At 43.9% G+C, this 26,661-nt stretch carries 24 protein-coding genes; 9 read left to right on the top strand and 15 right to left on the bottom strand.

Annotation, left to right across the window (positions count from 1 at the left end; all coding sequences use genetic code 11):
- Window positions 1–5: 5 nt before the first annotated feature.
- Complete coding sequence (locus CWO13_RS11495) at window positions 6–1,388, bottom strand: dihydroorotase (protein ID WP_108082996.1); 1,383 nt, start codon at window positions 1,386–1,388, stop codon at window positions 6–8.
- 68 nt (window positions 1,389–1,456) lie between these two features.
- Window positions 1,457–1,930 carry a Fur family transcriptional regulator gene (locus CWO13_RS11490; protein ID WP_048664859.1) on the bottom strand — a complete coding sequence of 158 codons (474 nt, stop codon included), beginning with the start codon at window positions 1,928–1,930 and terminating at the stop codon, window positions 1,457–1,459.
- Between the two features lie 639 nt (window positions 1,931–2,569).
- Here CWO13_RS11490 and ihfA point away from each other — a divergent pair.
- A complete protein-coding gene (gene ihfA / locus CWO13_RS11485; RefSeq protein WP_004734853.1) occupies window positions 2,570–2,866 on the top strand; it encodes an integration host factor subunit alpha in 297 nt (98 codons plus the stop codon).
- A gap of 272 nt (window positions 2,867–3,138) precedes the next feature.
- Here the strand turns inward: ihfA and CWO13_RS11480 are convergent, their stop codons facing one another.
- Window positions 3,139–3,915: a RelA/SpoT domain-containing protein gene (locus CWO13_RS11480; protein WP_108082995.1), complete on the bottom strand. Its 777-nt coding sequence runs from the start codon at window positions 3,913–3,915 to the stop codon at window positions 3,139–3,141.
- Between the two features lie 323 nt (window positions 3,916–4,238).
- Between CWO13_RS11480 and CWO13_RS11475 the strand changes: the two genes are divergently transcribed.
- Window positions 4,239–4,892, top strand: a complete 654-nt coding sequence (locus CWO13_RS11475) for a thiopurine S-methyltransferase (RefSeq protein ID WP_108082994.1) — start codon at window positions 4,239–4,241, stop codon at window positions 4,890–4,892.
- A 130-nt stretch (window positions 4,893–5,022) separates the two neighbouring features.
- Here the strand turns inward: CWO13_RS11475 and purT are convergent, their stop codons facing one another.
- The 5 genes from purT to sbcB all read right to left on the bottom strand — a co-directional run bounded on the left by purT (window position 5,023) and on the right by sbcB (window position 10,040).
- Entirely contained in the window at window positions 5,023–6,198 is a 1,176-nt protein-coding gene (gene purT, locus CWO13_RS11470) for a formate-dependent phosphoribosylglycinamide formyltransferase (RefSeq protein ID WP_108082993.1), read from the bottom strand.
- Window positions 6,199–6,365: 167 nt separating this feature from the next.
- Entirely contained in the window at window positions 6,366–7,253 is an 888-nt protein-coding gene (gene cdd / locus CWO13_RS11465) for a cytidine deaminase (protein ID WP_048664862.1), read from the bottom strand.
- 286 nt (window positions 7,254–7,539) lie between these two features.
- Window positions 7,540–8,217, bottom strand: coding sequence for an LrgB family protein (locus CWO13_RS11460; RefSeq protein ID WP_108082992.1), 678 nt, complete (start codon window positions 8,215–8,217; stop codon window positions 7,540–7,542).
- 2 nt (window positions 8,218–8,219) lie between these two features.
- Complete coding sequence (locus CWO13_RS11455) at window positions 8,220–8,591, bottom strand: CidA/LrgA family protein (protein ID WP_108082991.1); 372 nt, start codon at window positions 8,589–8,591, stop codon at window positions 8,220–8,222.
- A gap of 24 nt (window positions 8,592–8,615) precedes the next feature.
- Window positions 8,616–10,040, bottom strand: coding sequence for an exodeoxyribonuclease I (gene sbcB, locus CWO13_RS11450; protein ID WP_108082990.1), 1,425 nt, complete (start codon window positions 10,038–10,040; stop codon window positions 8,616–8,618).
- A gap of 883 nt (window positions 10,041–10,923) precedes the next feature.
- Between sbcB and CWO13_RS11445 the strand changes: the two genes are divergently transcribed.
- Genes CWO13_RS11445 through CWO13_RS11430 form a run of 4 tightly spaced genes read left to right on the top strand, consistent with a single transcriptional unit; the run spans window position 10,924 to window position 15,033 of the window.
- On the top strand, window positions 10,924–11,358 hold the full coding sequence (locus CWO13_RS11445; protein WP_108082989.1) for a DUF4402 domain-containing protein: 435 nt from the start codon (window positions 10,924–10,926) through the stop codon (window positions 11,356–11,358).
- 52 nt (window positions 11,359–11,410) lie between these two features.
- Window positions 11,411–11,848, top strand: a complete 438-nt coding sequence (locus tag CWO13_RS11440; protein ID WP_102433211.1) for a DUF4402 domain-containing protein — start codon at window positions 11,411–11,413, stop codon at window positions 11,846–11,848.
- On the top strand, window positions 11,845–12,555 hold the full coding sequence (locus CWO13_RS11435; RefSeq protein ID WP_108082988.1) for a fimbrial biogenesis chaperone: 711 nt from the start codon (window positions 11,845–11,847) through the stop codon (window positions 12,553–12,555). The genes CWO13_RS11440 and CWO13_RS11435 overlap by 4 nt, the downstream gene beginning before the upstream one ends.
- 30 nt (window positions 12,556–12,585) lie before the next feature.
- Window positions 12,586–15,033 carry a carboxypeptidase-like regulatory domain-containing protein gene (locus tag CWO13_RS11430; RefSeq protein ID WP_108082987.1) on the top strand — a complete coding sequence of 816 codons (2,448 nt, stop codon included), beginning with the start codon at window positions 12,586–12,588 and terminating at the stop codon, window positions 15,031–15,033.
- A gap of 50 nt (window positions 15,034–15,083) precedes the next feature.
- Here the strand turns inward: CWO13_RS11430 and CWO13_RS11425 are convergent, their stop codons facing one another.
- Window positions 15,084–15,830, bottom strand: coding sequence for an ADP-ribosyltransferase (locus CWO13_RS11425; RefSeq protein ID WP_017104489.1), 747 nt, complete (start codon window positions 15,828–15,830; stop codon window positions 15,084–15,086).
- A 280-nt stretch (window positions 15,831–16,110) separates the two neighbouring features.
- Here CWO13_RS11425 and CWO13_RS11420 point away from each other — a divergent pair, with 280 nt between their 5' ends.
- Window positions 16,111–17,940: a ricin-type beta-trefoil lectin domain protein gene (locus tag CWO13_RS11420; RefSeq protein ID WP_108082986.1), complete on the top strand. Its 1,830-nt coding sequence runs from the start codon at window positions 16,111–16,113 to the stop codon at window positions 17,938–17,940.
- A 55-nt stretch (window positions 17,941–17,995) separates the two neighbouring features.
- On the opposite strand, the gene CWO13_RS11415 is transcribed toward CWO13_RS11420, so the two are convergent.
- The gene (locus CWO13_RS11415; protein WP_108082985.1) at window positions 17,996–18,844 is read right to left on the bottom strand and encodes a sterol desaturase family protein; all 849 of its coding nucleotides are present in this window, start codon (window positions 18,842–18,844) and stop codon (window positions 17,996–17,998) included.
- Window positions 18,845–18,934: 90 nt separating this feature from the next.
- Complete coding sequence (locus CWO13_RS11410; protein ID WP_108082984.1) at window positions 18,935–19,948, bottom strand: DUF2804 domain-containing protein; 1,014 nt, start codon at window positions 19,946–19,948, stop codon at window positions 18,935–18,937.
- A gap of 170 nt (window positions 19,949–20,118) precedes the next feature.
- Between CWO13_RS11410 and CWO13_RS11405 the strand changes: the two genes are divergently transcribed.
- Window positions 20,119–21,153, top strand: a complete 1,035-nt coding sequence (locus CWO13_RS11405) for an AraC family transcriptional regulator (protein WP_108082983.1) — start codon at window positions 20,119–20,121, stop codon at window positions 21,151–21,153.
- A 24-nt stretch (window positions 21,154–21,177) separates the two neighbouring features.
- Here CWO13_RS11405 and CWO13_RS11400 read toward each other — a convergent pair whose 3' ends face one another.
- On the bottom strand, window positions 21,178–22,128 hold the full coding sequence (locus CWO13_RS11400; protein ID WP_108082982.1) for a chromosome partitioning protein ParA: 951 nt from the start codon (window positions 22,126–22,128) through the stop codon (window positions 21,178–21,180).
- 39 nt (window positions 22,129–22,167) lie between these two features.
- Window positions 22,168–23,502, bottom strand: a complete 1,335-nt coding sequence (locus CWO13_RS11395) for a sphingomyelin phosphodiesterase (RefSeq protein WP_108082981.1) — start codon at window positions 23,500–23,502, stop codon at window positions 22,168–22,170.
- 403 nt (window positions 23,503–23,905) lie between these two features.
- Between CWO13_RS11395 and CWO13_RS11390 the strand changes: the two genes are divergently transcribed.
- Window positions 23,906–24,427 carry a DUF2058 domain-containing protein gene (locus tag CWO13_RS11390; protein WP_004734880.1) on the top strand — a complete coding sequence of 174 codons (522 nt, stop codon included), beginning with the start codon at window positions 23,906–23,908 and terminating at the stop codon, window positions 24,425–24,427.
- 233 nt (window positions 24,428–24,660) lie between these two features.
- On the opposite strand, the gene CWO13_RS11385 is transcribed toward CWO13_RS11390, so the two are convergent.
- Both CWO13_RS11385 and CWO13_RS11380 read right to left on the bottom strand, forming a co-directional pair.
- Window positions 24,661–24,843, bottom strand: coding sequence for a hypothetical protein (locus tag CWO13_RS11385; RefSeq protein ID WP_017077989.1), 183 nt, complete (start codon window positions 24,841–24,843; stop codon window positions 24,661–24,663).
- A gap of 194 nt (window positions 24,844–25,037) precedes the next feature.
- Complete coding sequence (locus CWO13_RS11380) at window positions 25,038–26,657, bottom strand: M91 family zinc metallopeptidase (RefSeq protein ID WP_108082980.1); 1,620 nt, start codon at window positions 26,655–26,657, stop codon at window positions 25,038–25,040.
- Window positions 26,658–26,661: the final 4 nt, after the last annotated feature.

Genomic DNA, 26,661 nt, shown 5'->3' with positions numbered 1-26,661 from the left:
CTGAACTAACGCTCAAATGAGAGCCTCATTGCAGGAGTGACCATGTCACTCGATATTTCTTTTGATGTATCAGCGGTATGCGTATCTTGGTTCTCAGGGGATTCTGGATTGCTATATACCTTGGCGCCATTGACCCAGGTGTGCTTGATCTGAGCTGAGAATTCGTGCCCTGCGAACGGTGACCATCCACATTGATACAAACTATTTTCATTGCTGACTAGAGTTGGTGTCTGTGGGTCGACTAACACTAAATCGGCGAAGTAGCCCTCACGGATATAGCCGCGTTCCTGTATCGCATAACGGGTCGCTGGGTTATGTGCGGTTTTCTCGACCACCTGATCAACAGTCAAGGTTCCAGCATGTATGTGGTCAAATAGGCTCAACAAGGCGTGCTGTACCAGAGGTAACCCTGCTGGTGCTTGTTCGTAAGGAACTTGTTTCTCTTCCCATGTATGTGGCGCGTGGTCTGTTGCGATGATGTCGATTTGGCCCGTGCTCAACGCTGTTAATAGAGCGTTTCTATCACTAGGGTATTTGACGGCTGGATTACACTTAATTTGGTTACCGAGCGTTGTGTAATCTTTATTGCTAAACCATAAGTGATGGACACAAGCTTCTGCGGTAATACGTTTTCCCTGAATGGGGCCGGCTTCAAACTGAGCGAGTTCTTTTTCTGTCGTGATGTGCAACACATGAAGTTGGCTATTGTGTTTTGTAGCTAGCTCAATCGCATAAGAAGAAGAGGCATAGCAGGCGTTGTCGTCTCTTAGAATAGGGTGATCTTCAATCGTGAAAACCGTTTTCTCTTTTCTCAATTCTTCTTGGTTATTAGCGATAACAGGCCCGCTTTCACAATGGGTGACAATCAGGACGGGAGAATCACGAAATATGGCATCGAGTGCTTGAGGATCTTCAACCAACAGGTTACCCGTTGAAGCGCCCATAAACACCTTTACACCACAGTGCTTGGTTGGGTCGAGTTGCTTGATTTGTTCTAGGTTGTCTTCGGTTGCTCCGAGATAAAACGAGTAATTTGCCAGCGAGCTTTGTGCTGCAATATCGAATTTTTTTTCTAAGGCTTCAATGGTCGTTGTGGCAGGGTTTACGTTTGGCATCTCCATATAGCTGGTAATACCGCCTGCAACCGCAGCTCGTGACTCAGTGGCGATTGAGCCTTTGTGTGTTAAACCCGGCTCACGAAAGTGAACTTGGTCGTCAATCATTCCAGGGATTAAGTAACAGCCTTGAGCATCAATGACCTCATCGTTTGGGCTCGGTGAAATGTGGTTTGCGATCTTTTCGATTCGCTGGTCGACGACCAATACATCCGTTTCGGTGACGATGCCTTCGTTAACCACGCGGGCATTCTTTATGAGCGTTGCAGACATAACGTTTCACTTTCTCCTTGTTGATGGGGCAAATACTATTGGGAATGGTTAAGAGAGTAGGAGCATCATTAAGTGGAAGCGGTCGCATCTTGGTTAGCGCATTCATCGCACACACAACTTATCTCTAACTGAGGGCTAACAACGGTGAAGCCTTCTTGCTTAGCGTGAGATTGAAGGTCGCGAATAATGGCAGGGTGGATGGTTTGCTCGCTGATCTTGTCGCATTTGGAGCAGATCAAAAATTGGGGGATGCCATGTTCATGTTCACAAAGAATATGGTCGCAAAGTATGAATTTATTGGAGACTTTGAGTTTATGCGCCAAGTGGTGCTCTTCTAAGAACTCCAACACTCGATAAACCGACATCGCCTGAACATTCTGATCAAAGTGCTCTTTACAGTAATCGACAATTTCATAGGCAGACAGCGCTTTGTCAGCGTGTACCAACGCACGCAATATCAACAGTCTCTTTGCCGTAAACTGTTTGCCATTGGTTTTGCAGCCGTGTTTTACATGCTTAATGATCGCTTCGACGTCTCGCATTCAATCCACTAAATTAAAAATAATATAGATATGTTATAACATAACATTTTGAGTGGTGAAACGTACTTTTGGTTTTGTTAGTACTAAGTGTGACTATTATTAGTTTTAAATGAAGTAAGGAAATGCGACGTTTTTAGGTTGGATACGGAGGTTCCGTTGGGTAATACCGTTTTAAAACGTCAACGAGCGTGACGCATATCTGCATTCCGATATTGACCCAATCGAATTAAATGCTGAAATGATACGAATCTCATATTTAATAACGCTTATTTAGTAACCTCTGTTGAGTTCGATATCAAATCAAGTGGCTGATTTTATTGGGTATCGGAGAAAAGTCTCAGAAATTAATATTTAGAAAACTAAAGTTTTAAATATTGGTTAATTTAGTTTGGTTGGAGTATAACTCTGTTTGATGGCCGGGAAGTAGAGGTTTTTCAGCTATATGTGTGAATTTAGGAGCGAGTTATCTTTCTGATTTGAAAGAATAATTCAATAGTTCAGATAAAAAAGTTGGCGAAAATCAGAAGCTTGGCATACACTTTCCTTGTAAATGACCTTATCTCATTGATTGAATAGGGTAAATGCTTTGGCGCTACTGGCGATAGTAGCAATGTTTAACATAGCTTTGAGGAAAGTTTTATGGCACTCACGAAGGCCGATTTGGCTGAGAACCTGTTTGAGACACTCGGATACAGCAAGCGGGATGCCAAGGAAACGGTGGAAGTGTTTTTCGAAGAAGTTCGTAAAGCACTCGAAAATGGCGAACAGGTAAAACTGTCTGGTTTTGGTAACTTTGATCTTCGCGAGAAAAACGAGCGACCTGGTCGTAACCCGAAAACTGGTGAAGACATTCCAATTTCTGCTCGACGTGTTGTTACTTTTAGACCGGGACAAAAATTAAAGGCCCGAGTCGAGAATATTAAAATCGAGAAGTAGCCAAGCAATAGACCACGCCAAGCGTGGTCTTTTTGTTTTTGTGGTTCATACATCGTCTGTTGCCTTTCTTGTCGCTAGTTCCCCTTAGTAGTATGACCTTACTCTTTTTTCTTAGTTGCTCTCTTCGTTAATCACCATTAGTGACATCTCTATATTTTGCTGTCTGATAGGAATGGAGTAAGGAAAGCAAATCGAGAACGCCAATAACAAGAAAAGGCTGCGATTATGCAGCCCTTTGTCGTTCTTGTTTATGATAATTGCTTCGTCAGTGACTAAGCTGCTTTGATGTGCGTTGTAATGTACGGTTGCCATGCTTGTTGGTAAAGCTCTAAAGATTGACGTCTTATGCTATTGATTTGCGCCGCTTCGATGTCGTTGATTGGGCGTTTTTCTGCAATCGCGTGACGCTCAATGCCTTGGATTATTTCATATAGCTCGTGCTCAGGGCCGCTTTTCACATCAGCAATCGCTTTTAAGTGAAGTTGAACCTCCGCAATGATGTTGGTTTTTGGCAAACGAACCAATAAATTAAGGTCACGGTATCCAGAATCAGCAGGTGACTTAAACTTGTTTTTCAATTTCACAACGTCCGCTTCACGGCTTAGTGATTCGTACACTTCAACCAAGCTTTCTACGTCATTTGCGATAATCGTTGCACGAGCTAAGTCGGTAATTCTTGTTACATCGCCATCAAGCTCAAGGTCAATTTTCTCTTCCGCACGAGCTTGAGATTTAACACCTGCGAATAGGGCCTCTGAATTGGTTAGTAGGGCAGTACTTTTACAGATAGTCTCTAGCTCAGCTTGTGCTTGGTGAGCTTTGCTATAAAGGATGTCGAAATCGGTATAAGGCTGAGTCGGACGTGAGTCGAATGCTTTAATGCCATATAAACCGCTTAGGCTATGGCGGAATACGTTTGATGAAACTTGGTTTTGCGCTGGAGTGCGCGATTGATCAGTTGAACTCGTTGAAACAGGTGCTGCTGCGAATGCAGGCGCTCGGCTCAATACTAGAAGCATTAGGGCCGTCGTACGGAGAAATACACTCATTCAAACTCCAAAATACAAGGTTACAAAAACGGGTAGTCAAAAGGGGTAACCAGTAACGCATAAGAGTAAAAACAGCTTAACTAAACTCACTAGATATTAAATGGGGCTAGCTAAGACAGAAACCAACTCTAACGTTTAATATTGCTTTAAAATGTGAAGATATAGACAAATAATCCAACCGTTAGTTCCGCAATTATCAGAACTTTGAACTTAGCCAGTTTCTGATTTTATCGAAACCAATGTGGTACTTTAAACCACGCTAAGGTTGCTCTTACCTCTCTATACTGTACCCTTGCATTATGACTGTTTAACATGAACGAAAGATGAATAATCCTGAATTTTGGCACAATAAATGGGCAGCCAACCAAATTGGTTTCCACCTCGAAGATGTAAACCCACTTCTGATTAAATTTTGGGAAAAGACCGAGCCTAGCTACGAGAAGAGTGTGTTTGTTCCACTTTGTGGCAAAAGTGAAGATCTAATTTGGCTAGCTTCAAAGCATGAAGATGTTCAAGGTGTCGAGTTAAGCCAGATTGCGGTTCGCGCATTTTTTGCCGAGCACCTTTACACGCCGACTGTGACTCAAATTAGCGGTCAGCACGAGCTGTACCAATTCGATGAATTGAACATCTATACAGGCGACTACTTCACAGCGCCAATCCAGCCTGTCGATACCATTTATGATCGAGCGTCTTTGGTCGCATTGCCTGAAGAGATGCGAGTGCAGTATGTAGAGCGTTTGAAACAACTGCTGAAACCGGGCGGTAAGATCCTCCTGGTGACGCTGGATTACGACCAAAGCGAGATGGCGGGGCCTCCGTTTAGCGTACCTAAACTAGAGATCGATCAGTTATTCGAAGGTTATAAGATCACATTGTTGAATCAGGACATCGCAGACGATGAACATCCGAAGATTGCAAAGAAAGGCTTATCTCGATTCACTGAAGAAGTGTATTTGATTGAGTCAGACGCTTAAATTCCGCAAGCTTTCAAGCGAAAAGAGCGCTCAAATAAATAAGATAACACCAACAAAAAGACGGGCTCGATAGCCCGTCTTTTTTATTGTTGAGATTTGAAGTCGCGATTGTTCAGAGTTGAATAGCTAGCTAGTAGATCACTTTTACTTTTGACGCGCTCTCAATAGCATCTTCAATCGCTGTCTCAGTGCTGTTGCGACGAGTAAGCGCTACACCGAGACGACGGCGACCATCGATATCAGGTTTACCAAACAGGCGAACTTGCGTTTGTGGCGCGTCTAACGCCTCTGTAAGACCTTCAAAACGAATGTTAGTTGAAGTGCCTTGGCCCAGAATAACCGCTGAAGCACACGGACCGTATTGCGTGATGGATTTAATCGGCATACCGGTAAAGGCGCGTACGTGCAGTGCGAATTCCGATGAATCTTGAGACATCAATGTTACTAAGCCAGTATCGTGTGGGCGAGGGGATACTTCGTTGAAGATTACGTGATCGCCTTTAACAAACAGCTCGACACCAAAGATACCGCGACCACCTAGTGCGTTAACCACTTGTTCAGCCGTGTATTGCGCAGCTTTCAGAGCGTTATCTGACATGATCTGTGGCTGCCATGATTCACGGTAATCACCGTCTTCTTGGCGGTGACCGATTGGCGCACAGAAATGAACACCGTCGACTGCACGAACGGTAAGCAATGTGATTTCGTAATCAAAGTCGATGAAGCCTTCGACGATCACACGACCCGCGCCAGTACGACCGCCTTCTTGTGCGTAGTCCCAAGATTTCTGGATATCTTCTTCGGTTTTGATAACGCTTTGACCTTTACCTGAAGAGCTCATTACTGGCTTAACAACGCAAGGCATACCCACGAACTCAACAGCGGCTGAGAAATCTTCAAAGGTGTCTGCAAAGCGGTAAGGAGAAGTGCTCAGTTTCAACTCTTCAGCAGCTAAGCGACGGATACCTTCTCGGTTCATCGTTAGCTTGGTTGCATTGGCCGTTGGAACGACATTTAAGCCTTGCGCTTCTAGCTCTACCAACTTGCTGGTCGCGATAGCTTCAATTTCAGGAACCACATAATCTGGCTTTTCTAGCTCTATGATAGCTTGCAGTGCATCGCCGTCTAACATGTTTAATACATGGTTACGATGCGCAACTTGCATTGCTGGTGCGTCTGCATAACGGTCACAAGCAATAACTTCCAAACCTAAACGTTGGCACTCGATAGCAACTTCTTTTCCGAGTTCACCTGAACCTAATAGAAGTACACGAGTAGCATTTTCACGAGTAGCAGTACCAAACATAGAAATTCCTTCCGATCTTTTGAACGATTGATTGAAAACGGGGTGATCATACTTATTTCAATGACAAAAGCAAACGTTTGCGCAAGTTGTTGCGTTAATTACAGATATAAAAAAAGCAGCCCTGTTAAATAGGGCTGCTTATTTAAATTTTTGTTAATTAGATGTACTTAGATTGCTAAGTAAGTCACTGGAATGTCGGGATTAATCGCTTCTAATGTAGATTGCGTATCCGCTAGGTGGCTGATGCTACCTTCTGCGATTTCAACCAAAGCAGCACTTTCAATTTGTTCAAAATCGAAGCCCGCCAGTTTAAGTTGAATTAATGCCACTTGCAGAGGGGGCAGGCTCGGGTTAAACGCAGCATTTTCTGCGTAAGCACCCGTGAAGATCTCACCTGACGTTAGTTGTAGTGAAACACCGCTTAGGTTTTTGGTGTAAGGAGCATGGCTGCGGTTTAGTGCTGCTAGCGCTTCTACAACAATAGGCGTTGTTTCTTCGGTCGTGTACTTATGATCAAGCTTAGTCATTAGGCCAGTTGTTACACCTAAGTCTGCAGGGCCGAACGAGTCTGGCAGGTACTCCTGCAGAGACATTTCATCACGCTGTGGAAGCTGAACTTTAAGTTCTTTTGCTGTTGTCAGTTCGTTCATGAATTGACGACAGTGACCACAAGGACTGAAGTTGATCGTGATATCTGAGATACCTTGTTCGCCTTTCATCCAAGCGTGGCTGATTGCAGATTGCTCTGCGTGAACCGTTTGACCAAGTTGAGCTCCGGCGATTTCAAGGTTTGCACCAAAATACAGAGTACCAGACAAACCGCGCACGATTGCACCAACATAAAAGTCAGATAACGGAGCGTAAGAATACGCTGCGGCAAAAGGAAGTAGCGCAATACGTAGCTCGTCATCCGCTAAACCACTTGCTTGCAGTAAGCTAGCAAATTGTTCTGGAGACAATGTCGCGTCAAAGTTGTCTGCTAATACGATGTCACTCAAAAGTGCTTTGATTTCTGTTGGAGCACTTTCCAGCGCCAGGGTAATACGACTGTTCATGTTGAATCCTTAATTGACCTTAGGCTTTAAGTTTATGCAATACTCAGGAATTTTCTGCGACAAGGATCACCATTTAATTGTTGTTGTTACATTGGTTTGCATAATTAGAGTGAGGTCACACTTGAAATCGATTACAAGAGCCATTTATACAGTTGATATCGCACTTATTGCTCGTAAAAGACCGTGACTTGACTGCTCTTGCTGAATAAATGCGAATAAAAAGCCCAAACAGACACTGTAAGTAACAGCATTCTGGTTGGGCTGAATCGCGTAGTGATTGTTTCGATTAAGAATAGAACCAAACTACAAGCGAAAATATACTCGGTGCGATAATCGAGGTAATGACGCCACAGAGAACAAGCGCTAGAGAACTGAATGCCGCATCTTCTTGATTCTTTTCAGCACATGTCGCAGTACCTAATGCGTGAGATACCGTTCCCATTGTTAACCCTCTGGCGATTGGGCTCTTAATACCAATCAGGTTATAGATTGGGTAAGCAAAAATTGCCCCAAACAGACCAACAATCAAAACCAGAATCGCAGCAATAGCCGCTTCACCACCTAAATGACTTGAGACTTCCATTGCTATAGGTGTAGTGACCGATTTACCTAGTAGGCTGGCAATTAGGCTCAGATCTGCTTTAAAGGCGACCGCAATCAGTGCTGTTGTTGTCATCGACATCACACTGCCCAGCGTGCAAGCAAAGGTGATGATGCGCCAGTTCGCTCGAATTTGAGGTAACTGCTCGTACAAAGGGTAAGCAAGTGCCACAACCGCAGGCTGAAGCATGTAAGTAATCCAAGTGTTGTCTGCGTAATAGGTCTCGAAAGGGACCTTGAAGAACAACAAGATAGGAATAATGATACTAATGCTGATCAGTAACGGATTACACAGCGGTGAGTTCACTTTCTGGCTGACCCAGCGAGCAAACAGAAACACCACGATAGTGAGTAGAATCCACATGATTATTGACCTCTCGAAAGCAAGCGGTCTAAGAACCATGATAGAGACACCAAAACGATCAGCGTTCCACCAACCGCACTCGCCATAATTGGTAGTGCGTTGGCGATAAGCATATCGAAGTGATCCATTAACCCAACACTGATTGGGACGAACAATAAGATCATCAAACGAATAATCAAACTGGCACCGGGCTGCACCCAGTGCGAAGGAACGATACCAATCACCATGGCAGTAAAAAGAATCAACATGCCAAAAATACTGCCTGGGATTGAGGTCTCTAGATATTGTTGTAACGCGTTGCCTGCAGTGAGAGCACCTATGATTAAGGTGAAGGAGATTAAGCAGTAAACGAGTTTGATCAATCTTTCTTTCAAAGTGTCACGTCTCTTGATTATGAATTAACTAGCTAACTTTTCTACGTACTGATAAACCGCTTTTAAGATAGCCATTTTCTTCTCGTCGCTTTCGTGTTCATGCGCGAGGTTTTCGAGGTTCAACATATAATCCTCTAAACGACTCTCGTAATACTCACGGCAGTGGTTAGCCCATTTCAATTGTTCAGCTTCGTCTAGCGTCCATGGGAAATGGCGAGCTCGGTAACGGAACAATAAAGGCTTAATACGTTCGTCACCAAAAGTGATGTCCAGTGCTGCCAAGTTATTTGGGTCAGTTTCGCGAATGATGTTCATCGCGGTTTTATCGGCTGGTGAGAAGAAACCGTCGTAAAGGTGTGTGTCTACGTCGTCGCTTTTCTCGTATTCACGTTCTTGTGAATACAAACCGATCAGCTTTTCGCGGATCTCTGGATGTTCACGCAATAGGGCTAAGTTCTTCAAGCATTGTTGACGGTCGATACCGATCGTTTCCGCGTTTTCAGCGGTGAGCGTTTTTGCTGGCGCGAGAATAGGGCACTTGTTGAGTTGCACCAGTTTGATAGGCACTGGCAGTTCGTCTTCAGCAAGCTCACTGCGTTTGGTATAAAGTCTTTCTCTTAGTTCATCCGCATCCATTTCCAGTAAAGGACTTGGATCTTTCGCTAGGTCGACCACAATAACCGCGTTTTGGTTGGTTGGGTGCCAGGCCATCGGCACTACCCAGCTTGTGTAATTACAATCACGGCCAAACATGCCAGAAACATGCATTAAAGGCGTCATGTTTACGATGTCGACTAAATCGTTCAACTTGCGCTTATGACGCATGTTGTAGAGGTAATCAAACATCTTAGGTTGTGCGGCCTTTAACTTCTTAGCCAGTTCGATAGTCGCAATAACATCAGCCATCGCGTCGTGCGCATTTTCGTGTTCTATGCCGTTTGCCACAGATAGGTGTTCCAGTTTGAAACTTGGAAAACCTTCATCGTTTGTTGGCCAGTTAATACCGTCAGGGCGCAGTGCATGGACGGCACGCATCACATCCAATAAATCCCAACGTGAATTGCCGTTTTGCCAGCTCCACGCATATGGGTCAATGAAGTTGCGGTAGCAAGTGTATCGCGTTACTTCATCATCGAATCGAATACTGTTGTATCCCAAGCTTGTGGTGTTCGGCTTAGCAAGCTCGGCATGAATCTTAGCGATAAACTCAGGCTCAGGTAGGCCTTGTGACATGGCTTTCTGAGGTGTAATACGGGTTATTAATGCAGCTTCAGGTCCAGGAAGATAATCAGCAGGAGGCTGGCAGTAGATAACTAAAGGTTCTCCGATAACATTGAAATCTTGGTCGGTACGAACACCTGCGAATTGACTCGGACGATCTTTCGCTGGGCTCACGCCCCATGTTTCGTAATCGAAAAAGAAGTAGGTTGGCTGATTATCTGAACTCATTGAATTTCCTGAACAGTAAGCGGACGACGTTTACTGTGGCTGAAGGTTAGTTTTGTTCAGTATCTGATAGTATGTGGTACGCGTGCAACCCAGATCACAAATAAATTGCCGGAAAACGGTGCTTTACTATTCAATCGAGTCAACAGGGAAGCTTTTGAATCGAATTGTGGCGATTTCTTCGTAACGGTTCTACCTGTTTACGGTTTAGATGAGCGGCGGTGGTGGAGAGTCAGGGTCACTATCAAGGTACAGATGTTTAAGCTATCAGACGACCGTTTAAACCGTTACATCTTCATGCCTCATGCTCTCCCCAATTTAGTTGTCTTTCGGCAATATAATTCACTTAGCTTTGACGATTTATTGAGTATTTATGAGTGTAGGGGTAATCATGTTGGATAGTTCTACGTGTCTCATTTTTAATACTGTTTAAAACTTATGTTTAAACTGGCTAATACAGAAAATTAATATTTCATTTTTATTACAGACCAATGTTAATACTGGTTTGTTTCATTTATGAGACTATATTGCAACACGGTGATCTATATAGTGATTCATTTAAATAAAATGCTTGGTTATTACTTTTTTTATTGTGCAGACATTTTAAATAAAACGTGTTTTATAAAAATAATGACGTATAAAATTAAAGGGATTAAGTGTAAAACCAGTTTTATATATAATTAATAAAAACACCTAAATACCACTATTTTTGTTAGTGTTATTTGTGTCAATTTGCGTGATCTTATCCTCAATAAATGTCATTTATTTATAAATCAGTGTTAATGTATATATTTTATAAATAGGATTACTATTACTTAATTGTTAACTCTGATTGACTGTTAGGTAACTCTAATAATAAACCCGATTTATATAAAGGATTAAAGAAATGAACAAAATCTTTAAGGTTGCTGCTGTATCTGTACTTTCTATCTCTTCAGCGAACGTTTTCGCTGTGAGTGACACTTTTGATGCAACACTAGAAGTAAAACAAGCAATTACAATGACAAAAACGAGTGATTTGGACTTCGGTATCATCACTTCAGATAACACAACAGATGTTGTTATCGCTCAAGGTGACGCAGGTGCTGCGGCATTTACGCTTTCAGGAGAGTCTGGTGATGCAGTAACAGTAAGTATTTCTGATACTAACTTAGTTAACGGTGTAAATACGATTGCAGCAGAATTCGACTTTAATAACGCTATTACTCTTACTGGTGGTAGTGCGGATCTTAATATTGGTGGCACAGCACGTACTTCAAGTGCAACATTAGTTGCTGGTACTTATACTGCAAACGTTGCAGTAGATGTAACTTACCAGTAATCAAATGAAATCAGTATAATATTTTGGCTGTTGTAGAGCAGCCATTTTTACGATGAAGTTTCTATTCAAATACGCGATTTATATCGGTCTGACGTTTTATTCAAGCCCGTTTCATGCTCTGGAAATCATTCCTGAAAATATGGAGGTGAAATTTCCGGGTATGTATATCTCTGGCTCGGGGCAAAATGCTGATGCTAATCCGGCTAATAGTCAGATTTACGTAGTTCGATTTTATGTTGAAGGCGAGCCTGGTAAAAAGATCGTGGTTTCGCTCCCCTCTAAGCAGTACCTCAACCATTCTCGTAAATCTAAACGTCTTCGTATTAAAAAGTTCTATTTTGGTTGCGGCTTATCAAAGCGAGGCAGAGCCAAAATCAAAGGCAATGGAAGAAGCAAACTACTGTGTATTGGTGCACGAGTGAAAATCGGCGCTAATCATCCCGCTGGCGTTTATACCAGTACAATTCCTTTTGAGGTTAATTATAAATGAAGTTGTTTATCTCATGTGTTCTCGGCTTACTTTTCACGGCACAAGCCTCTGCTCAACTCCTAATCGCTCCAACTCGTTTTGTCTTAGATGCTGATACCTCTGTGACGGAAAAAATCGTGGTGGAGAACAATTCGGATGAACCGATTCGATTGGAGATCAAACCAATCTATCGACCAGTAAAGGCCAGTGGCTTAGTTCGTACCGACGTTAATATTGCTGAGTCTGAAAATATCGCTGATTGGATTAAAGTGTCACCGCCGATTATTCGTGAATTGAAACCCAACCAAAGACGCACTGTTCGCTTACGTATGAACGCCTTGCCAGCCGATATGCCTGATGGCGAATACCGAGCTTACTTATGGTTTTCACCTGTCGCGAAAGCATCTGAAGCTGCAACGCCTGATTTATCCCGAAAGGTTCGTTCTAACAATGGTTCAGCGTTTCAGCTTAACTTCCATATCAACAGCTATGTACCGGTTTACGTTCAGAAAGGTGAGCAGGTACAAGATGTGAAATTTCAATGCGATAATCAAAACCTCAAGATCACTAATGACGGCAAGTTTCAGTTCAGCGCTAAATTGAATGTCGATGAACATAGCGAAAAAGTGGTGTTACTTCGTAATGCCGAGTTAACCAAGCCATTTCCGAAAGGCTCGAAGGTTTCATTGGTGCAAAACGAAAACTCGTTGTTCGAATGCGTTTTGTAGCGAGAGTGCAGACGACTCAAGTAAAGTAAAATGCTTAGACGTTTGGTTTGGCATGCCCTGTTGTTGTTCTTTTTGTCTCTGTCTTTGGCGGCGCATTCAGAAGTGAACCCAGAGGCGAGCGAACTTTATCCTGCTCATATTGAAGTTCGAGTTGGGCAAGTCGGTGATAGCTTTTATAGGGTCATGATGGATGACTACGAAGAACCGTTTATTTCTATATCGAATGCTGCGTTTTCTCTGCTAGAGATGAATGGGCAATGCGATGACAACGGCTATTGCGAAATCTACCTGCCACAAGATGTGGGTAGAGAGTCTCCTCCCTATATTGTCGATACCGAGCAAGCTATCTGCTATCGCGATGATAACAATATCCAGTCGATCAAATTTGAAGTGATTGACTCGGAAACCTACATCCACTGGTACAGCCTGCAAGCCTGTATTCCTGCCAAAATCCGGTGGGATATTGATGACTATCGGTTAACGGTCTCTCCAGAATTCAGTTCGTTGACCGAGTTAGAAGCTGTGATCTCAAAGATCAAAAATGAATCCCGTAAGAAAGCCGAAGACTTAAAGCGCGCGGGCAACATTCCAGCGATAGAACCGCGTTCTACTGTGGGTTTGGCGACGAGAGTTGCAGCTTCTGTTTATCATGATAGCGAAACTGGCGGCGACGTTTACGCCATCTCTGACACCATTCTAAGCACCGAACATTCTTTATCTCGCTTATCTATTGATTCACGAGAAGATCAGCCCATCGTCTATTACAACATTGCGGTTGAGGCGCATGAAGGGGAAGGCTCTCTTGAAATCGGCCATGTGCTGTTAGATGGTAGCGTTTTTACCGCCAATCAAACACTCGAAGATGGGCTCTATTACACCAACCGAAAGCGTCAACCTGAATTTGGCAATCTGCAGCTGGAACGGACGACCCAGCCCAACATCAGTATCGATGTGTTGGTTAATGGCATCTATCAAACCACGTATCGCTCCGATGAATTTGGCCGTTTTGTTGTTGAAGAAGATAACATCTCACCCGGTGACACCATCAAGTTTCGTTACTACCTATCAAAGGGAGTTTGGAGAGAAGAAGAGATCACGGTTGCAGGTTTAGAAGATGCGTTTCTTCCGAGTAACGAATGGGGCGTTCAAGTCGTTGGGAACGAAGGAGCAGATCGAGCGGGCGCCGTCTCTTTGGAGTACGGACTCGCGGATTACTTCACCGTAGGCAGTGCCTTTATGAGACAAGACGGTAAGGACCTGATTGGTTTTCAGGGACGATACTTGCCCACCCATTGGTTTGCAGGTCACATCGGTTGGTTACCTGATTTCGACCGCTTTCCAATGGAGTTTGATATCTTGTTGGTAAGCGACCAATCCGCTTCGATAGAGCTCAATAAAACTGATGAATTAGATTTGGAGTCGATGGAGTACCACGTCTTCAAATATAACCTGTCTTTAGCCAACCTAACCGCATTTTTGACGGTGAGAGATGACGAGAAAGAATTGAGTGTCGAGCCCAAGTTTAACACCAAGGTATCTCCCAACTTATTTCTCTCTTATGCTGGCGACTATCGTTATATCAAGAGCTCCCATAAAGACGATTATCTACACACAATAGGGTTAGCCAAGAGCGGTTTTTCAGACACCTCTTGGAATGTATCGGGCACAGTGAATGGTTCTGGACACCATGAACGAACCGAGTTTTCGTTAAGGAACGCGTGCAAAGAGTGCATATTGGACCCACTTAATGCTTTTCAAGAACTTACGACCAATGTATCCGCAAGATATCAAAAGCAAGAGGTGTCATTTTCGGCTTCTCTAGAAGCGCGTGTGAACCCTTATCTGCTCTTCAAATTGGAAGGAAACGAAGACCGTTATGGTGTGGAGGTGACCACTGAATTTGGCGCGAAAACCTATTTTGATAAGAACATAGGCGAGTTCGTTGAGTGGAATAAATACAATCATTCTAAGCTGACGGGAATTGTTTATGATCACCACAAGCAGCCTATCGCGGGTGTGAGCTTACAAATACTGGACCAACGTGCGGTGAGCGATTCAAAAGGGCGCTTCGAATTCTCAAGTGTTCCCGCGCGCGACAATCTGCCTATCTATATCGATGAAGGTGCGCTTGACCTTAACTTAACACCGATTCAGAACCCTGTATTTGTGAATACCAAACAGGTTGGATTAACTCATGCGAATATCGAAATGGTGGTGTCATTTGGGGTAGATGGCATAGTGGAGGGCGCTATCGAGAGCAATGCATATCTGCACTTCAAACACATTCAGAAAGGGACTGAGTATTCGAGCGAAATCGAGAGCGATGGCTTTTACATGGTAGAAGGGCTGATCGCTGGAAAGTACATTATCACCTTAGAGATGGGCGACAAAAGATACGTGCAAGGTGCCGACTTGGATGGTGACTTTTGGGTAAGCGACTTAACATTCCAGCTGATCGACTTTCATAAGGTCTATTAATGCTAGTTGAGGCTGAGAATCGATGTTCTCAGCCTTTATCTTAACGCTCACTAGTAGACGCAGGCTTCCGCTACCGTGAGGGTTTCTCCTGAATGGAGATCTTTTATAGGGCGCATGCCGACTTGTTCTGCTGACATTTCACGATAGATCACCTGATTTCCCTCCGGCGTGGTATTGATAGCAGTGACCTCAAACAGAGAGTTTCTATTAATGAGTACTTCTAGTTCATCATCGCGCACCGTGGGTATCACGATACCGTGTTGACCAAGATTGAGCTCAAAGCGCGAAAGTTGCCCATTATGAAAAGTATAAGAAGATGTTTTCGAGATAGACGTAGATAAGTATGAATTGGGACTGACGATATCTCCAACTTTTACAGTGTCTCCGTAAGCGGAGAGTAAGCTCTCCCCACGAAACACTGTCCCTTGGTATTTGATGCCATGTTCGAACGCTGAGTCTATTTCATTGATTAATGATTCTGTCTCCGAGTCCATTCTCCCTTGCGCTAACCCTCTTCTTATCGGCTGATAGGCATCATCTTGATACCTTTCTAGTGCGTCAATCTCACTAGGGTTTAGGTGTTGGTTTTGCGCTCCTGCTTGTTGGTAAAGCTGCGACCGGATCTTAGCGAAGTCTCCATAATTCGATTCGAATCCTGGGTCAGACATATCTTCAAGAATGGCTTCAATGTTGTCAGCACTGTAATACTGAGCGTTATATTTGAGGGCGGCGAGTGAAGTAAATGGTAGTGCAGAGAGGCAAAGGGCAAGCAAATAGCGAATGTGTAATGTTTTCATTTTGGTAATAATAATCAATTTCTAATAGCTTTTTATTATACATATTATGCCTATTATTTAATATGTGTTGTTGCGTATCTATCTGATTATTTATAGATAGTTAGCGTTCTAATTAGTTCAGAAGATAAATGGAGGTGTTATTCGAAAGCGAATCACAGTTTGATTTATTGGCACGATCGTGAAATTGATTTATCCCATAAAGCGAACCACTCTGCTTACTTTGTCCTGTTAATGGTAATTATTATCAATAACAATAGTAACTGAGAGAGTAGAAATTTTAATGAAAACGATCGTAACTTTATTGTCAGCGATACTCCCATATGCCGCAGTCGCTAGTGATTCACAAGTCACTGAATTCATGGAGGCGTTTCATGAATCTCCCCAGACGGTTATGGATGCTATTCCGGAAAAAACTGGTCAGGTTATCTTTTCCAAGAACTCCGAGTATATGAGTCGTCATCGAAACTTGATGAGAGACACCATCATGAGAAGGGGAGAGGCAAACTCAGAAATATCAGAATCTTTATTATCACCGATTCAACAAAACGATAACCCTGCTCGTTTAGTTGACTCTGGGAATGATCTGATTCGCAATTTAAACCAATTGTCTCAAGTGGCTCCAAATCAAACACGACTCGATGTTCAACCGTGGTCAGATACGTATTGGCCTTTGTATTCTGGTGCACTCGCTTGGCGTTATGCAGATAAGGAACTTAGAGCGAATAATTGGAATGCGTATTTCGATTTTAGTAATACGCAAAAGCCCTTAGCGTTCTATCAGGGTCAAGACCGTGGTGACCTGTCGCCAGCAGAAAAGTACGACCTTCTGGTTGGAGATGGGGATTTTACTCTGACTCAACGTTCGTGGGATTCTGGCAAGCGGTATTATGAGTCTCGTGGACATGTGGAGCGTTGGATGGGGCTTTGTCACGGATGGGCCCCCGCAGCATATATGCTTCCACGACCAAAGCAATCGTTGATTGTACCTGATGCAAATGGTGAGCTCCTTACTTTCTACCCGTCAGATATTAAAGCACTCGGGACATTGCTATGGTCTGAAGCGCCGTTTAATTCTCGTTTTATTGGTGGGCGCTGCAACATAAAAGATCCAATGAGAGACGAAAATGGGCGTGTTATTGATCCAAATTGCGCGGATACAAATCCAGCAAGTTGGCACCTATCTATCGTAAATCAATTGGGCATTTCTAAGCGAAGCTTAATCATGGACGCAACCTATGATTATCAAGTTTGGAATCAGCCCGTTGTTGGCTACAAGGTGACCTACTTTAACCCAGAAACGAACCAAACAGCTTCTCAACCATCAGCAGTAACCATTGATTTGCGGGATTACCGTAAAGACAGGTTTTCTAATTACCGCTCTTCAAATGCTCAAAGTGTGGTTGGGGTTCAAATGGTGGTCAGTTATGTGGTTGAGACATCTCCAACTCATAGAGATAGTGATTCGCCTCGTTTCGATGGCATTACCAACGTCACTTATTACTACGATCTGGAACTTGACCAGAATGGCAACGCAATCGGAGGCGAATGGTACCAGAATCGACATCCAGACTTTTTATGGACACCCACTCCTCAAGCGGTGGCTAAGTCTTACTACGATGGCCAAGGTCAGTGGGATATTACACAGCCCGTTCCTCAATCTTGGCAAGATAACGCTCGCAGAGCATCACGCAGTACTCAACCACTAACATCGGTCGTAAACGCTTTGTTTGAAGCGTCGAGCGGTATTGAGTCCGATGATGAATGGCGAGGTATTGTTACTGATTCAGAAGATGGATTGAAATGTTTGGATGCCGAAGTTGCTGGCTCTAATTCAGGCTTACTCATTTATGGTTGGAGTTGTCACGATGGGGACAATCAAAAGTGGAAAATGAATGTGGATGGAAAGTTGATCAACAAAGCGGCACCGGATATTTGCCTTGACCAAAATGGCATAGATATCAGTTTAGAGGAGTGCCGTAATCACGAGACTCAACAATGGCGTTGGGATAATGGCCAGCTGAAGAATGGTTTGGCGAACTCCCTGAAATGGAATGAGCGTACTTGGCTGGTGGGTGCTGATATCAACGGTAGCCAGTGGCGTTGGAAATAAACTGAATTGATGGCCCGCGTTATGCGGGCTTTTTTATTCTATCAACTTGCAGATGTTAATCGGAAGGTGGGGAAAACATCAGTTTGATTTTCTGCATTCGAGAGAGCTGTGTATTCTTGAGATCTTTCCATATAGCTCTCCACTCTTGAAAGGTCACCGTTATCGGGTTAAAACTGTTTACAGGTTTAGTGACGCCGTAACGCACCGTTTCGATTTCAGGTTCGAAGGTACCGAATAGCTTATCCCAGATGATAAGAACACCAGCGTAGTTTTTATCTATGTATTGCGGGTTTCTGCCGTGATGTACACGGTGGTGAGAGGGCGTGTTAAAAATGTATTCGAATGGGCCTAGGTTTCTTATCCATTGGGTGTGCACAAAGAACTGTAAACCGAGATTTAAAAGCACCACAAATATCACCCACTTAGGGTCGAAACCTATGATGACGAGTGGCACCCAAAATAGCCACATCCCCGCAAGTGGGTACATTAGGCTTTGTCGGAAAGCAGTGCTGAAGTTCATGTGTTCAGAGCTGTGGTGTGCGACGTGTGCTGCCCACATCCAGCGAACGCGGTGGCTTGCCCTGTGAAACCAGTAGTAAAAAAAGTCCTGTAGAACCATCAAGACAATAAAACTCAACACACCCATTTCAATGTCTATTAAGCGCCAACCAAACAGCCACAGATAGAGCTGAACGATTAGCAGCCCGGTCAATAAATCGGATAGTTGGTGCATGCCTGCTAGCGTGAAGTTACACATGACTTCCGATAGTTTGTAACTCGAATTGTCTGGCAATCGGCCTTGCTTTTGACCAATGAAATGCTCGGCCAACATACAGATCATGAACAACGGAGCCAATACCAGCAGCAGCCATTCTGGGTGATTGATTAATGCGTCGATATTCATTTTTTATCCTTGTTGAGACGCCATACGCGTTCTTAGTATCAAGTTTACTTAGACTTAGTCGTCTGAGATTCAGTGTTCAGCAGAATTTCGCTACCAGCGAGCAAAGTGATCTTCTGTTAGGCCAAGAACATCATCGAGTTGATGTGTCACTCCATTGTTGTCTTGAATCGAGCCAGAAAAATGACCGACGAACTGACGAAAGTTACTCTTAAGCAGCCATAAATTGAGCTTTTCGCTTCGGTTATTGAGGGGCGTAAAGGTCAGGTCTATACGCCCATCTTGTGATGTTATCTGCCAAGGTAAATTCGTGTCTTGGCGACTGAACGTAAACTGTACCGGGTTAAGTAAGTGTCTGGTTCCACTGACCCACAATACGTTTTCGCAGCCTCCAGTCTCATTTACGCCCGCCGCGAGGTTTAGGCCAATATCTGTGCCATTGGATTGCGTGTTGATGCTTGCCCAGCGCCAACTGGTCTCACGCCTCATGTAACCCGCTGAAAAGTCATAACCGGCACGAGCTTGTTGGAGAACGAGTGATTCTCCTTTGATTTGGATGTCGCCGCTGATGCGCAAAGCATTGTGCTTTTGGGTGTAAGTCCAACCTGAATAACCGGTTGGGCTGCACATCGCCAAGGGCAAGCTGTCGGCTTCAGGCTGTAAAGCGATATCGGCCTTGATGAGTTTGGTATTCAAGCGAACTTGCCATTGTCCGCCTTCAATCTCAAAGGTAATGCTTTGGTCTGCAATGTTTGTCGTGCCGTCAAATGGTGAAGCGGTAACTTGTTTATAAAACCCTAATGGCCTCAACCAAGATGACTCTTCTAGATGGTTGTTTTCAATATCGTACAGATAACAAAATGCCGAGCCCAAGTAGCGAATATCCGCGATAGCGACACCAATAATGTGTGTGTCGGTGACGATGCTGACAAATTGGAATTGTTTGTAGTGGAAGTGCTTCTGCCAAGAGTTTGCTTTTGAATCCATCGAGTTTCGGTAGTCAAAGCTCTCGATGTTCAGGTGTTTGGGGATGCCATCGAAATGTCCAATGATCGGCTGACCATTAGAATCAATCAAACTGTATGGAGCCGGATTTGTTTTTATCATTGCGATGGTTCACATAAATTTAACAATTAACAGCATTGTGCGACGAGTAACGTAAAATTGGGAGGTCATAATCGGACAAGAGCAGGTTATCAATCACGATTTTGTCAGTGTGGGTTATCGAATCTGTATGGTCATGAGCGTGGGAATAGGCTCAGTATAAGGGGATTTAATTGGAAACTATCGCGGAGTATATGCCAACGGAGCATCGCCACCAATTGGGCACATTGGATGTCGCGTTATTGCTGCATACACTGGCGCAAAGAGGCGTGGATATTGAAGCGCTACTTGCTGGTGCCGGGTTAGAAAGCCTAGATTGGCAAAACCCCAATGGGAAGCTGACTTACGCGGATAAACTGTCCATCTTCAGTGCGGCCAACCAGAACTTTCCTCACGATGGCTTAGGGCTTTGGTTGGGAGAACACGCGAGCCTGAGCCACTTTGGTGTGTTGGGTTATGCGCTATCGACCAGTCAAAATGTCGGGGAGGCCATCAAGTCGGGCTTCGAGTACCTGCGTTTAAACGGGCCTATTTTCTCGGTTAAATTGTTTCTAGATTCCGAGCAAGCAGTGATTCAGATTGAGAACACCCTGGAAGTGGGCGATCTCCTGCCTTTTTGCAGTGAGTATTTCTTGAGTTCAATCGTCTCTTTGTTCAAAGAACTGACTGGTCATGAGTTGGATATTCACACTTTGGCTTTGCCTTATGCTCGCCCCAATTACGCCAAGCTCTATGACGAGCGTTTCCAGTGTCCGGTGATTTTTGAACAAAGCCATTGTGAACTGCGTTTTGATGTCTCGGTTTTATCACAAACCTTATTGACTCATGATGCCGCGACACTGAAGCGCTATCTCGCGTCTTGCCAGTCGATAGTGGAAACGCTGGACTCTGAGCATCTGCTAACTAACCAAATAAAAACGATCTTTTATCAAACCGCAGGCAGTTTCCCGAATATTGAGCAACTCGCTGAGCTGTTTGGTTGCAGTTCTCGCACACTCAGGCGAGAGCTAGTGACCCATGACTCCAGTTATCAAATATTGCTTACCGAAGTTCGAGTGGAACTGGCCAAAGAGCTGTTACTCGGCACAGCAATGAGCATCGATGACATCGGTGAAAGGCTAGGGTATAGCGACCCCGCTAATTTTAGACGAGCATTCAAAAGCTGGCTAAATAAAACACCGGCGCAGTTTCTTAAAGGCCTCACTTAATCTGGTTATAACTTTTGTCTCTCTTTATTTCCTGAAGAACTGCTCACGAAATTCAGTTACTTGTTGTTGATAGTAACTGTTCCATTCCTGAGTATCCCAATTGGCATGACTTGCAGAACGTTGAGAATCTAAGGTCGATTTCAATTGATCCAGCTGTTCGTGATACGTCATCACAGTCTGCTGTTGTTGCACCACTTGTTGTTCACGCGCGGCGATATTATCGGCCTGTGCTGCATCTAAATATGTCTCTTGAAGTTCAACTTTGATGGTCGCTAGCTCGGCAGAACTGTAGCTATTTGGCAGCAGTGAGACAGCAAGTTCGTATTGTTGAGCCGGAGTTTTTGCGTTTAATGTCCCTGTTTTGTTTGCCCACTCAGCGAGTAAATCTTGGTAGTGTGAGATAAATTCTGTGGGCTCGATTTCCTCAAGCGTGTTTGTGCTAAGCGTAAAATCCAAACGTGCAAATTGATCAGCAAATAGCTGGTGGGCTAACTCTCCCCAAATCTCTTGTGCAGACTGCTTAAACAGTTCAACACGTGCTTCCAAAGAGTTTATAGATTCGAGTGGTATTGTGCTTTCTCTTACTTGCCAATCGGCCGAGAGCTTTGGGTAATCACTTAATAGCTCAAACCATATACTCGGTAATTCTGATTTCAATCGTGCTAGTTGCTCAGCGCAGTCATCACGTTGTTGGCAAAGCCTCCAGAACCCATCGAGTTCATTGAATAGAGCTTTACCTTCAAGTTCAGCTAAGTTTTCAGCATGCGTTTGCCCGTGCAGGTTGTCAGCATGGTCTTGTTTACCTTGCGAAACGGGATTGCCTGAAGAACCAGCTGTGTTTGATGTGGGGCTATAGTCATCTGTCGCTTTAGAAACGTATTGTTCTGCCTCTGTGTGTTCGACAGAGGATTGCGGTGCTTCAATCGATTTTGATGACCATGAATAGCCAATAATGCTCGCCGTTAAGACGAGCATTAGGATTAATATAACTCGATGCATTATTCGTTCACCGCGTTACTTGATGACAGCACTAACAGGGAAATGGTCTGAAAGGTTGTAGTGCTTCCATAATTCACTGCTGGTAGAGCGAGGAACATCAACGCGGTTATTGTTGTGAGCTTTTTGTGCATACTCTGAACTCACCACCACGTAATCCAAGTATTCGACGTTCTCACCACCCGACATAGGTGCACCCGCAAAGTTATTGATGCGAGGATCAAAAGTTGAAGCGGTATAACCGGAGTAATCAGGCTCGGTGGCTTGCAGGTTGGCGAACATCTGTTGGTAGTCGCTTGGGAACTTAAGCTTGTTCACGTTGAAATCGCCGCTGTAAATCACCGTTTCTGAGGTTGGTATATTCAGTGATTGAGCGAGTTCACGCATCTGTCTAAATTGACGCTGACGATAGTCACGCGCTGTGTCCGTATCGAACGAAGCGGTGTGAGTACCGAACACGTGGTAAGCCTGACCGTTTTTGATGACCTCAGCGTAATTCACCCCTTTGTCAGCGAAACAATCTGTGCCCGTACAATCAGGGAATACGTATTGTGCTTCGTTGACGATAGGATAGCGGCTCACAATGATCACGCCACCGTCGTAGATGTTGATGCCTTCTTTATCGAGCATTTTAGTTTGGTAAGGATACTCTTTTGCCAGTTCACGCAGGAACTCATCTCGTCCGTTGGCAAACACTTCTTGAAGCGCCAATACGTCGTAGCCCTTAACGTATTGAGGGATGAGGTCGTAACGATCACCGATGTGCGAAGCGATAGCGGGTAGAGCCCAAATGTTGTAGGTCATCACTTTCAATATGTTGGCATCTGGCTCTGGTTGCTCATCGATTTTCTCTGGGGTGATGGTATAGTAAATATCATCGTAGCGAGTGGTGTTATCAGCTTTGAAGGCAAGCTCCGTATTCACATCAAAAGCATCGGTTGAATTACGGTGAATATTACGATCATCATGCAGTGTTAAGTCGACGTCTGCTGTGCTCAAACCGTGTTGCAGTGTTGAGTTGTACCAATGTCCTTCCATGATTTGATTAAGTGTGACGCTCTCCCCAATAGAATTTGAGACTACTGTGTCAAACTCGTATGTCTTACCGGACTTCACGCCTGTCCAGCGGTTGAAACTTATCAGCTTTTTGGTTTCCCACGGGCCAATTTGTTCAACATGTTGCTGCCACTCATCACCTAACTGAAGTAGGTCGGTACCAGTATGAATGGTTTGAATCGTCATCACTTGCTTGGTGTTGTTGGTCAGGTACACATCGGTATCTGCAATAGCCGAGGTTGAGATGAATGAAGCTGATACAAGTAATGCACTCAGGCAAGTCCATTGAGTTTTCATTTTCACGTTATCCTTACTGATTGGTCTAAAGAATAACGTAGTAAAGAGTTATGACATTGGAGTTATAACTCTATCAAGAATTATCAAAATATTAGATATATGCCATAGTTTTTTAAATTCGATTACTCATTGATAATTAACATATTGCTTTGTCGGAATGATAAGTGATACGCGCGCACGCTAATAAACAGAAGAACGATTTGGATTTAAGGCTAAGTCACTAGTGGTGTGTTTTCGTGGAAATCATAGGTCGGAAAATAACCAGAAATGGATGCTGTGAATCACGATAAGGGATAACGCTAACCGCCTTGCTCTATCAGCATAAATTTTGCCATTGTTCAGTAAACAGATTCCTCAAAAACAGGTATGATAGTGTCGTTTTTAATCCTGAACTGGGAAAGTCATGGCAAAGTTAACACTCCAAGAGCAAATGCTTAAAGCTGGCTTGGTAAATGAGAAAAAATTAAAGAAGGCGAAGAAGGGCTCTAAAAAGTCTCGCGTTCAGTCTCGTGAAGCAAAAGCGGCAGCAGAAGAAACTAAACTGGCGCAGCAAGCGAAAGACAAAGAGTTAAACCAACAGTTGAAAGAACAACAGTTGAGCAAAGAAATTAAAGCTCAAGTGAAGCAACTGATTGAGATGAACAAGATCGAACAGAAGAATGGTGAGATCAAATACAACTTCACCGATGGTACGCTAGTTAAATATCTTTACGTAGAAGATCTGACTCAAAAGCAACTCAGTAAAGGTATCTTAAGTATCGCGCGTCAAGGCGAAAGCTATGTTGTTATCCCTACTGCAGTAGCGAACAAGATCGCTATGCGTGACGAAGAATCTATCGTTGATACTCAAGCGTCAAGCTCAGATGAAGTAGACGAAGATGACCCGTACAAAGACTTCGTGATCCCTGATGATCTAATGTGGTAGTCCTCGACTAAACCGCTATCTAATTCGTCAGTTACTTGTGGCGTGAAGAAGTATTAAAAGCCCCGATGCGTCTTGCATCGGGGCTTTTTCAATGTTGGCAACTGCATAGAATTATTTACGGGCTCATCTGAACCGGTCGTGTCTCTATATTTGAGAAATAATTCATTGCCAGTGTCTCACTTACGACCGCTTTACTGGTAGGTAAGTAGGTTACCGACTAAGGCTTTGGCCTGCTAATCGGCAACAATGTCTGCGATGTCGAACGTTGAGTCTTGTTGGTTGTTTTTAAGCTGATGATATTCGAGTTGATATTGCTCATAACCATCAAAATAGCAGTCGCCGATTTCATTGCGTGGGCAAATTTGTACATCGTCTCTTGCGACCAGTTCAGTTGAACAAGATGGGCAGTGTTTCATAGATCCTCCTGATGGAATCCCAGTGTATAACCGGCCCCATTAACTCAAACTTTTGTTTCGTTATGATTTCATTTTTAAGTCACGCAACGGGTTTATTTGTCATAAACCAGCCCTTTGCTATTGCGGTTAATCACTAACAAAGGGCCAGTTGTATACGACGTTTATTGATGGCAAACTGGCTTTTTAAGCCTTTTTTATTGGATGCTACATATATTGAAGCGAGAGCGACTGCCACCTCCAAGCATTCTTACATTGTCTTTTCTTCCTAGCGATTTCCAGGCCGTGCTTTCTTCTGCGCTGAGGTTTGATGGCTGGTAATCCAAGTTAGCGTATCGCGATACCACTACTTGTTTTTGCATGTTTTCTGAAAGATTGTCGATAATATTGGTTGTTACTTTGCCGTCAGAGTAGGCCATCACTAACACTTCATCATTGTCTTCCAGTGCCGAGGTTAGGGCTGTTTGGTTGCCTTCGTTGTACTGAACATCTCGATAACCTTGTGCCTCGTCTGTTCTTTGACCGGAAATTGCTCGATACAGCAGGTTCTTTTTCCGTTTCTTTAGCGAGCCCAGTGGCGTTTCATTCGCGGCACTGTATAGGTTGACCACTTTGATGTCGTTCTGAGCTGCGTATTTTAAAATGGAACTTTGGTTACTAAGGCCTCTTCGTGTAAGCGCTGGCGAGTTTTGCAGGCTTTGAGAAAGACGCTGTTCGGTAGCGTCAACGATAACAATCGCTGGCTTGTTCCCTTCACTTAATGACTTTTGGAGTGCTTGTTTAACTTCTATATGAGCTTGCTTTCCTTCTACGGTATCCCATTTCGGGGCATGCTGAGGTGTTGCAGATGGTCTAGTTTCAAGGGCATAGGGTTGATAGTCGTAGTGCTCTTTTGGCCAATAAGTATTGCGCTTCGCTTTTCCTAGATCATCAGCCAAATGAAACTCGCTCACTACTTTTTCATTTTTTAAATACGCCTTAGCCTTTTCTTGTCCCAGTGCTTTCCAATGGAAATTCATCTCTTCGCGAAGGTTGATCATTGATTGTCTGGCACTACTGATTTCCGTTACAGGATCTCGCCCATTTTCAGCATTGTTGTAGTGTGTAATTCCTGTCGTTTGGTACTCATAATTCGGAATGACATATTCTGTGATTTGGTTGGTGTCGGGATGTCGATGAGACAAAGGTGTACTGCCTTGTGGAACAGCGCCAGAAGCAAAGTCTCGAGCGTGGATGAGCTCATGTCCTAAAGCGACAGTTTGATCAAATGGTGTGTTCTTTCCTGGAATGTTAACCATTTCTGTGGTGGAGAACAGTATTGTATTCGATACACCTTTACCATTGAATTGTCGTTGCCATGCCAGTGAAGCTTTTTGTTGATCTTCGAATATCGAAGGTACTGTCTCGAATAGTCGGCCTGGGCCTTCAGGCTCCCTGATCACAGTGACAACAGTGGCCTTTGATTGATCGACTCCAACCGTATGTTCAACTAACGGTTCAACAGCATCATCGGGTGCATTTACTGGTTCGTAGGTCGCGATTTGTCGCAAAATCTCACGCCCTGTTGGCGATAGTTGCAGGTTGCGAATTAACACGCTCATGTCTGCAAGGTAGGCGTCACTCTTGGTTTGCACGTATAGATTTCTGGACATGCGATAGAGGTTTCCATAAGCCGTGGAATTGTATCCTTCGATGACTTTTACGCCGTCTGGATCATCATAAAAGAGTCCAAATTCAGAACCTTTTCCAGCAAATGTACCGCTTGAATTAATGATCAGCAACAAGACCAAGAAGATTCGTGTAATGTTATGTTTCATAGAC

It is taken from the genome of Vibrio sp. ZF 223 (assembly GCF_003050585.1).
Classification (GTDB): domain Bacteria; phylum Pseudomonadota; class Gammaproteobacteria; order Enterobacterales; family Vibrionaceae; genus Vibrio; species Vibrio crassostreae.
Note: the sequence above shows the minus strand (reverse complement) of the source record. Positions and strands in the feature narration are given on the sequence as shown.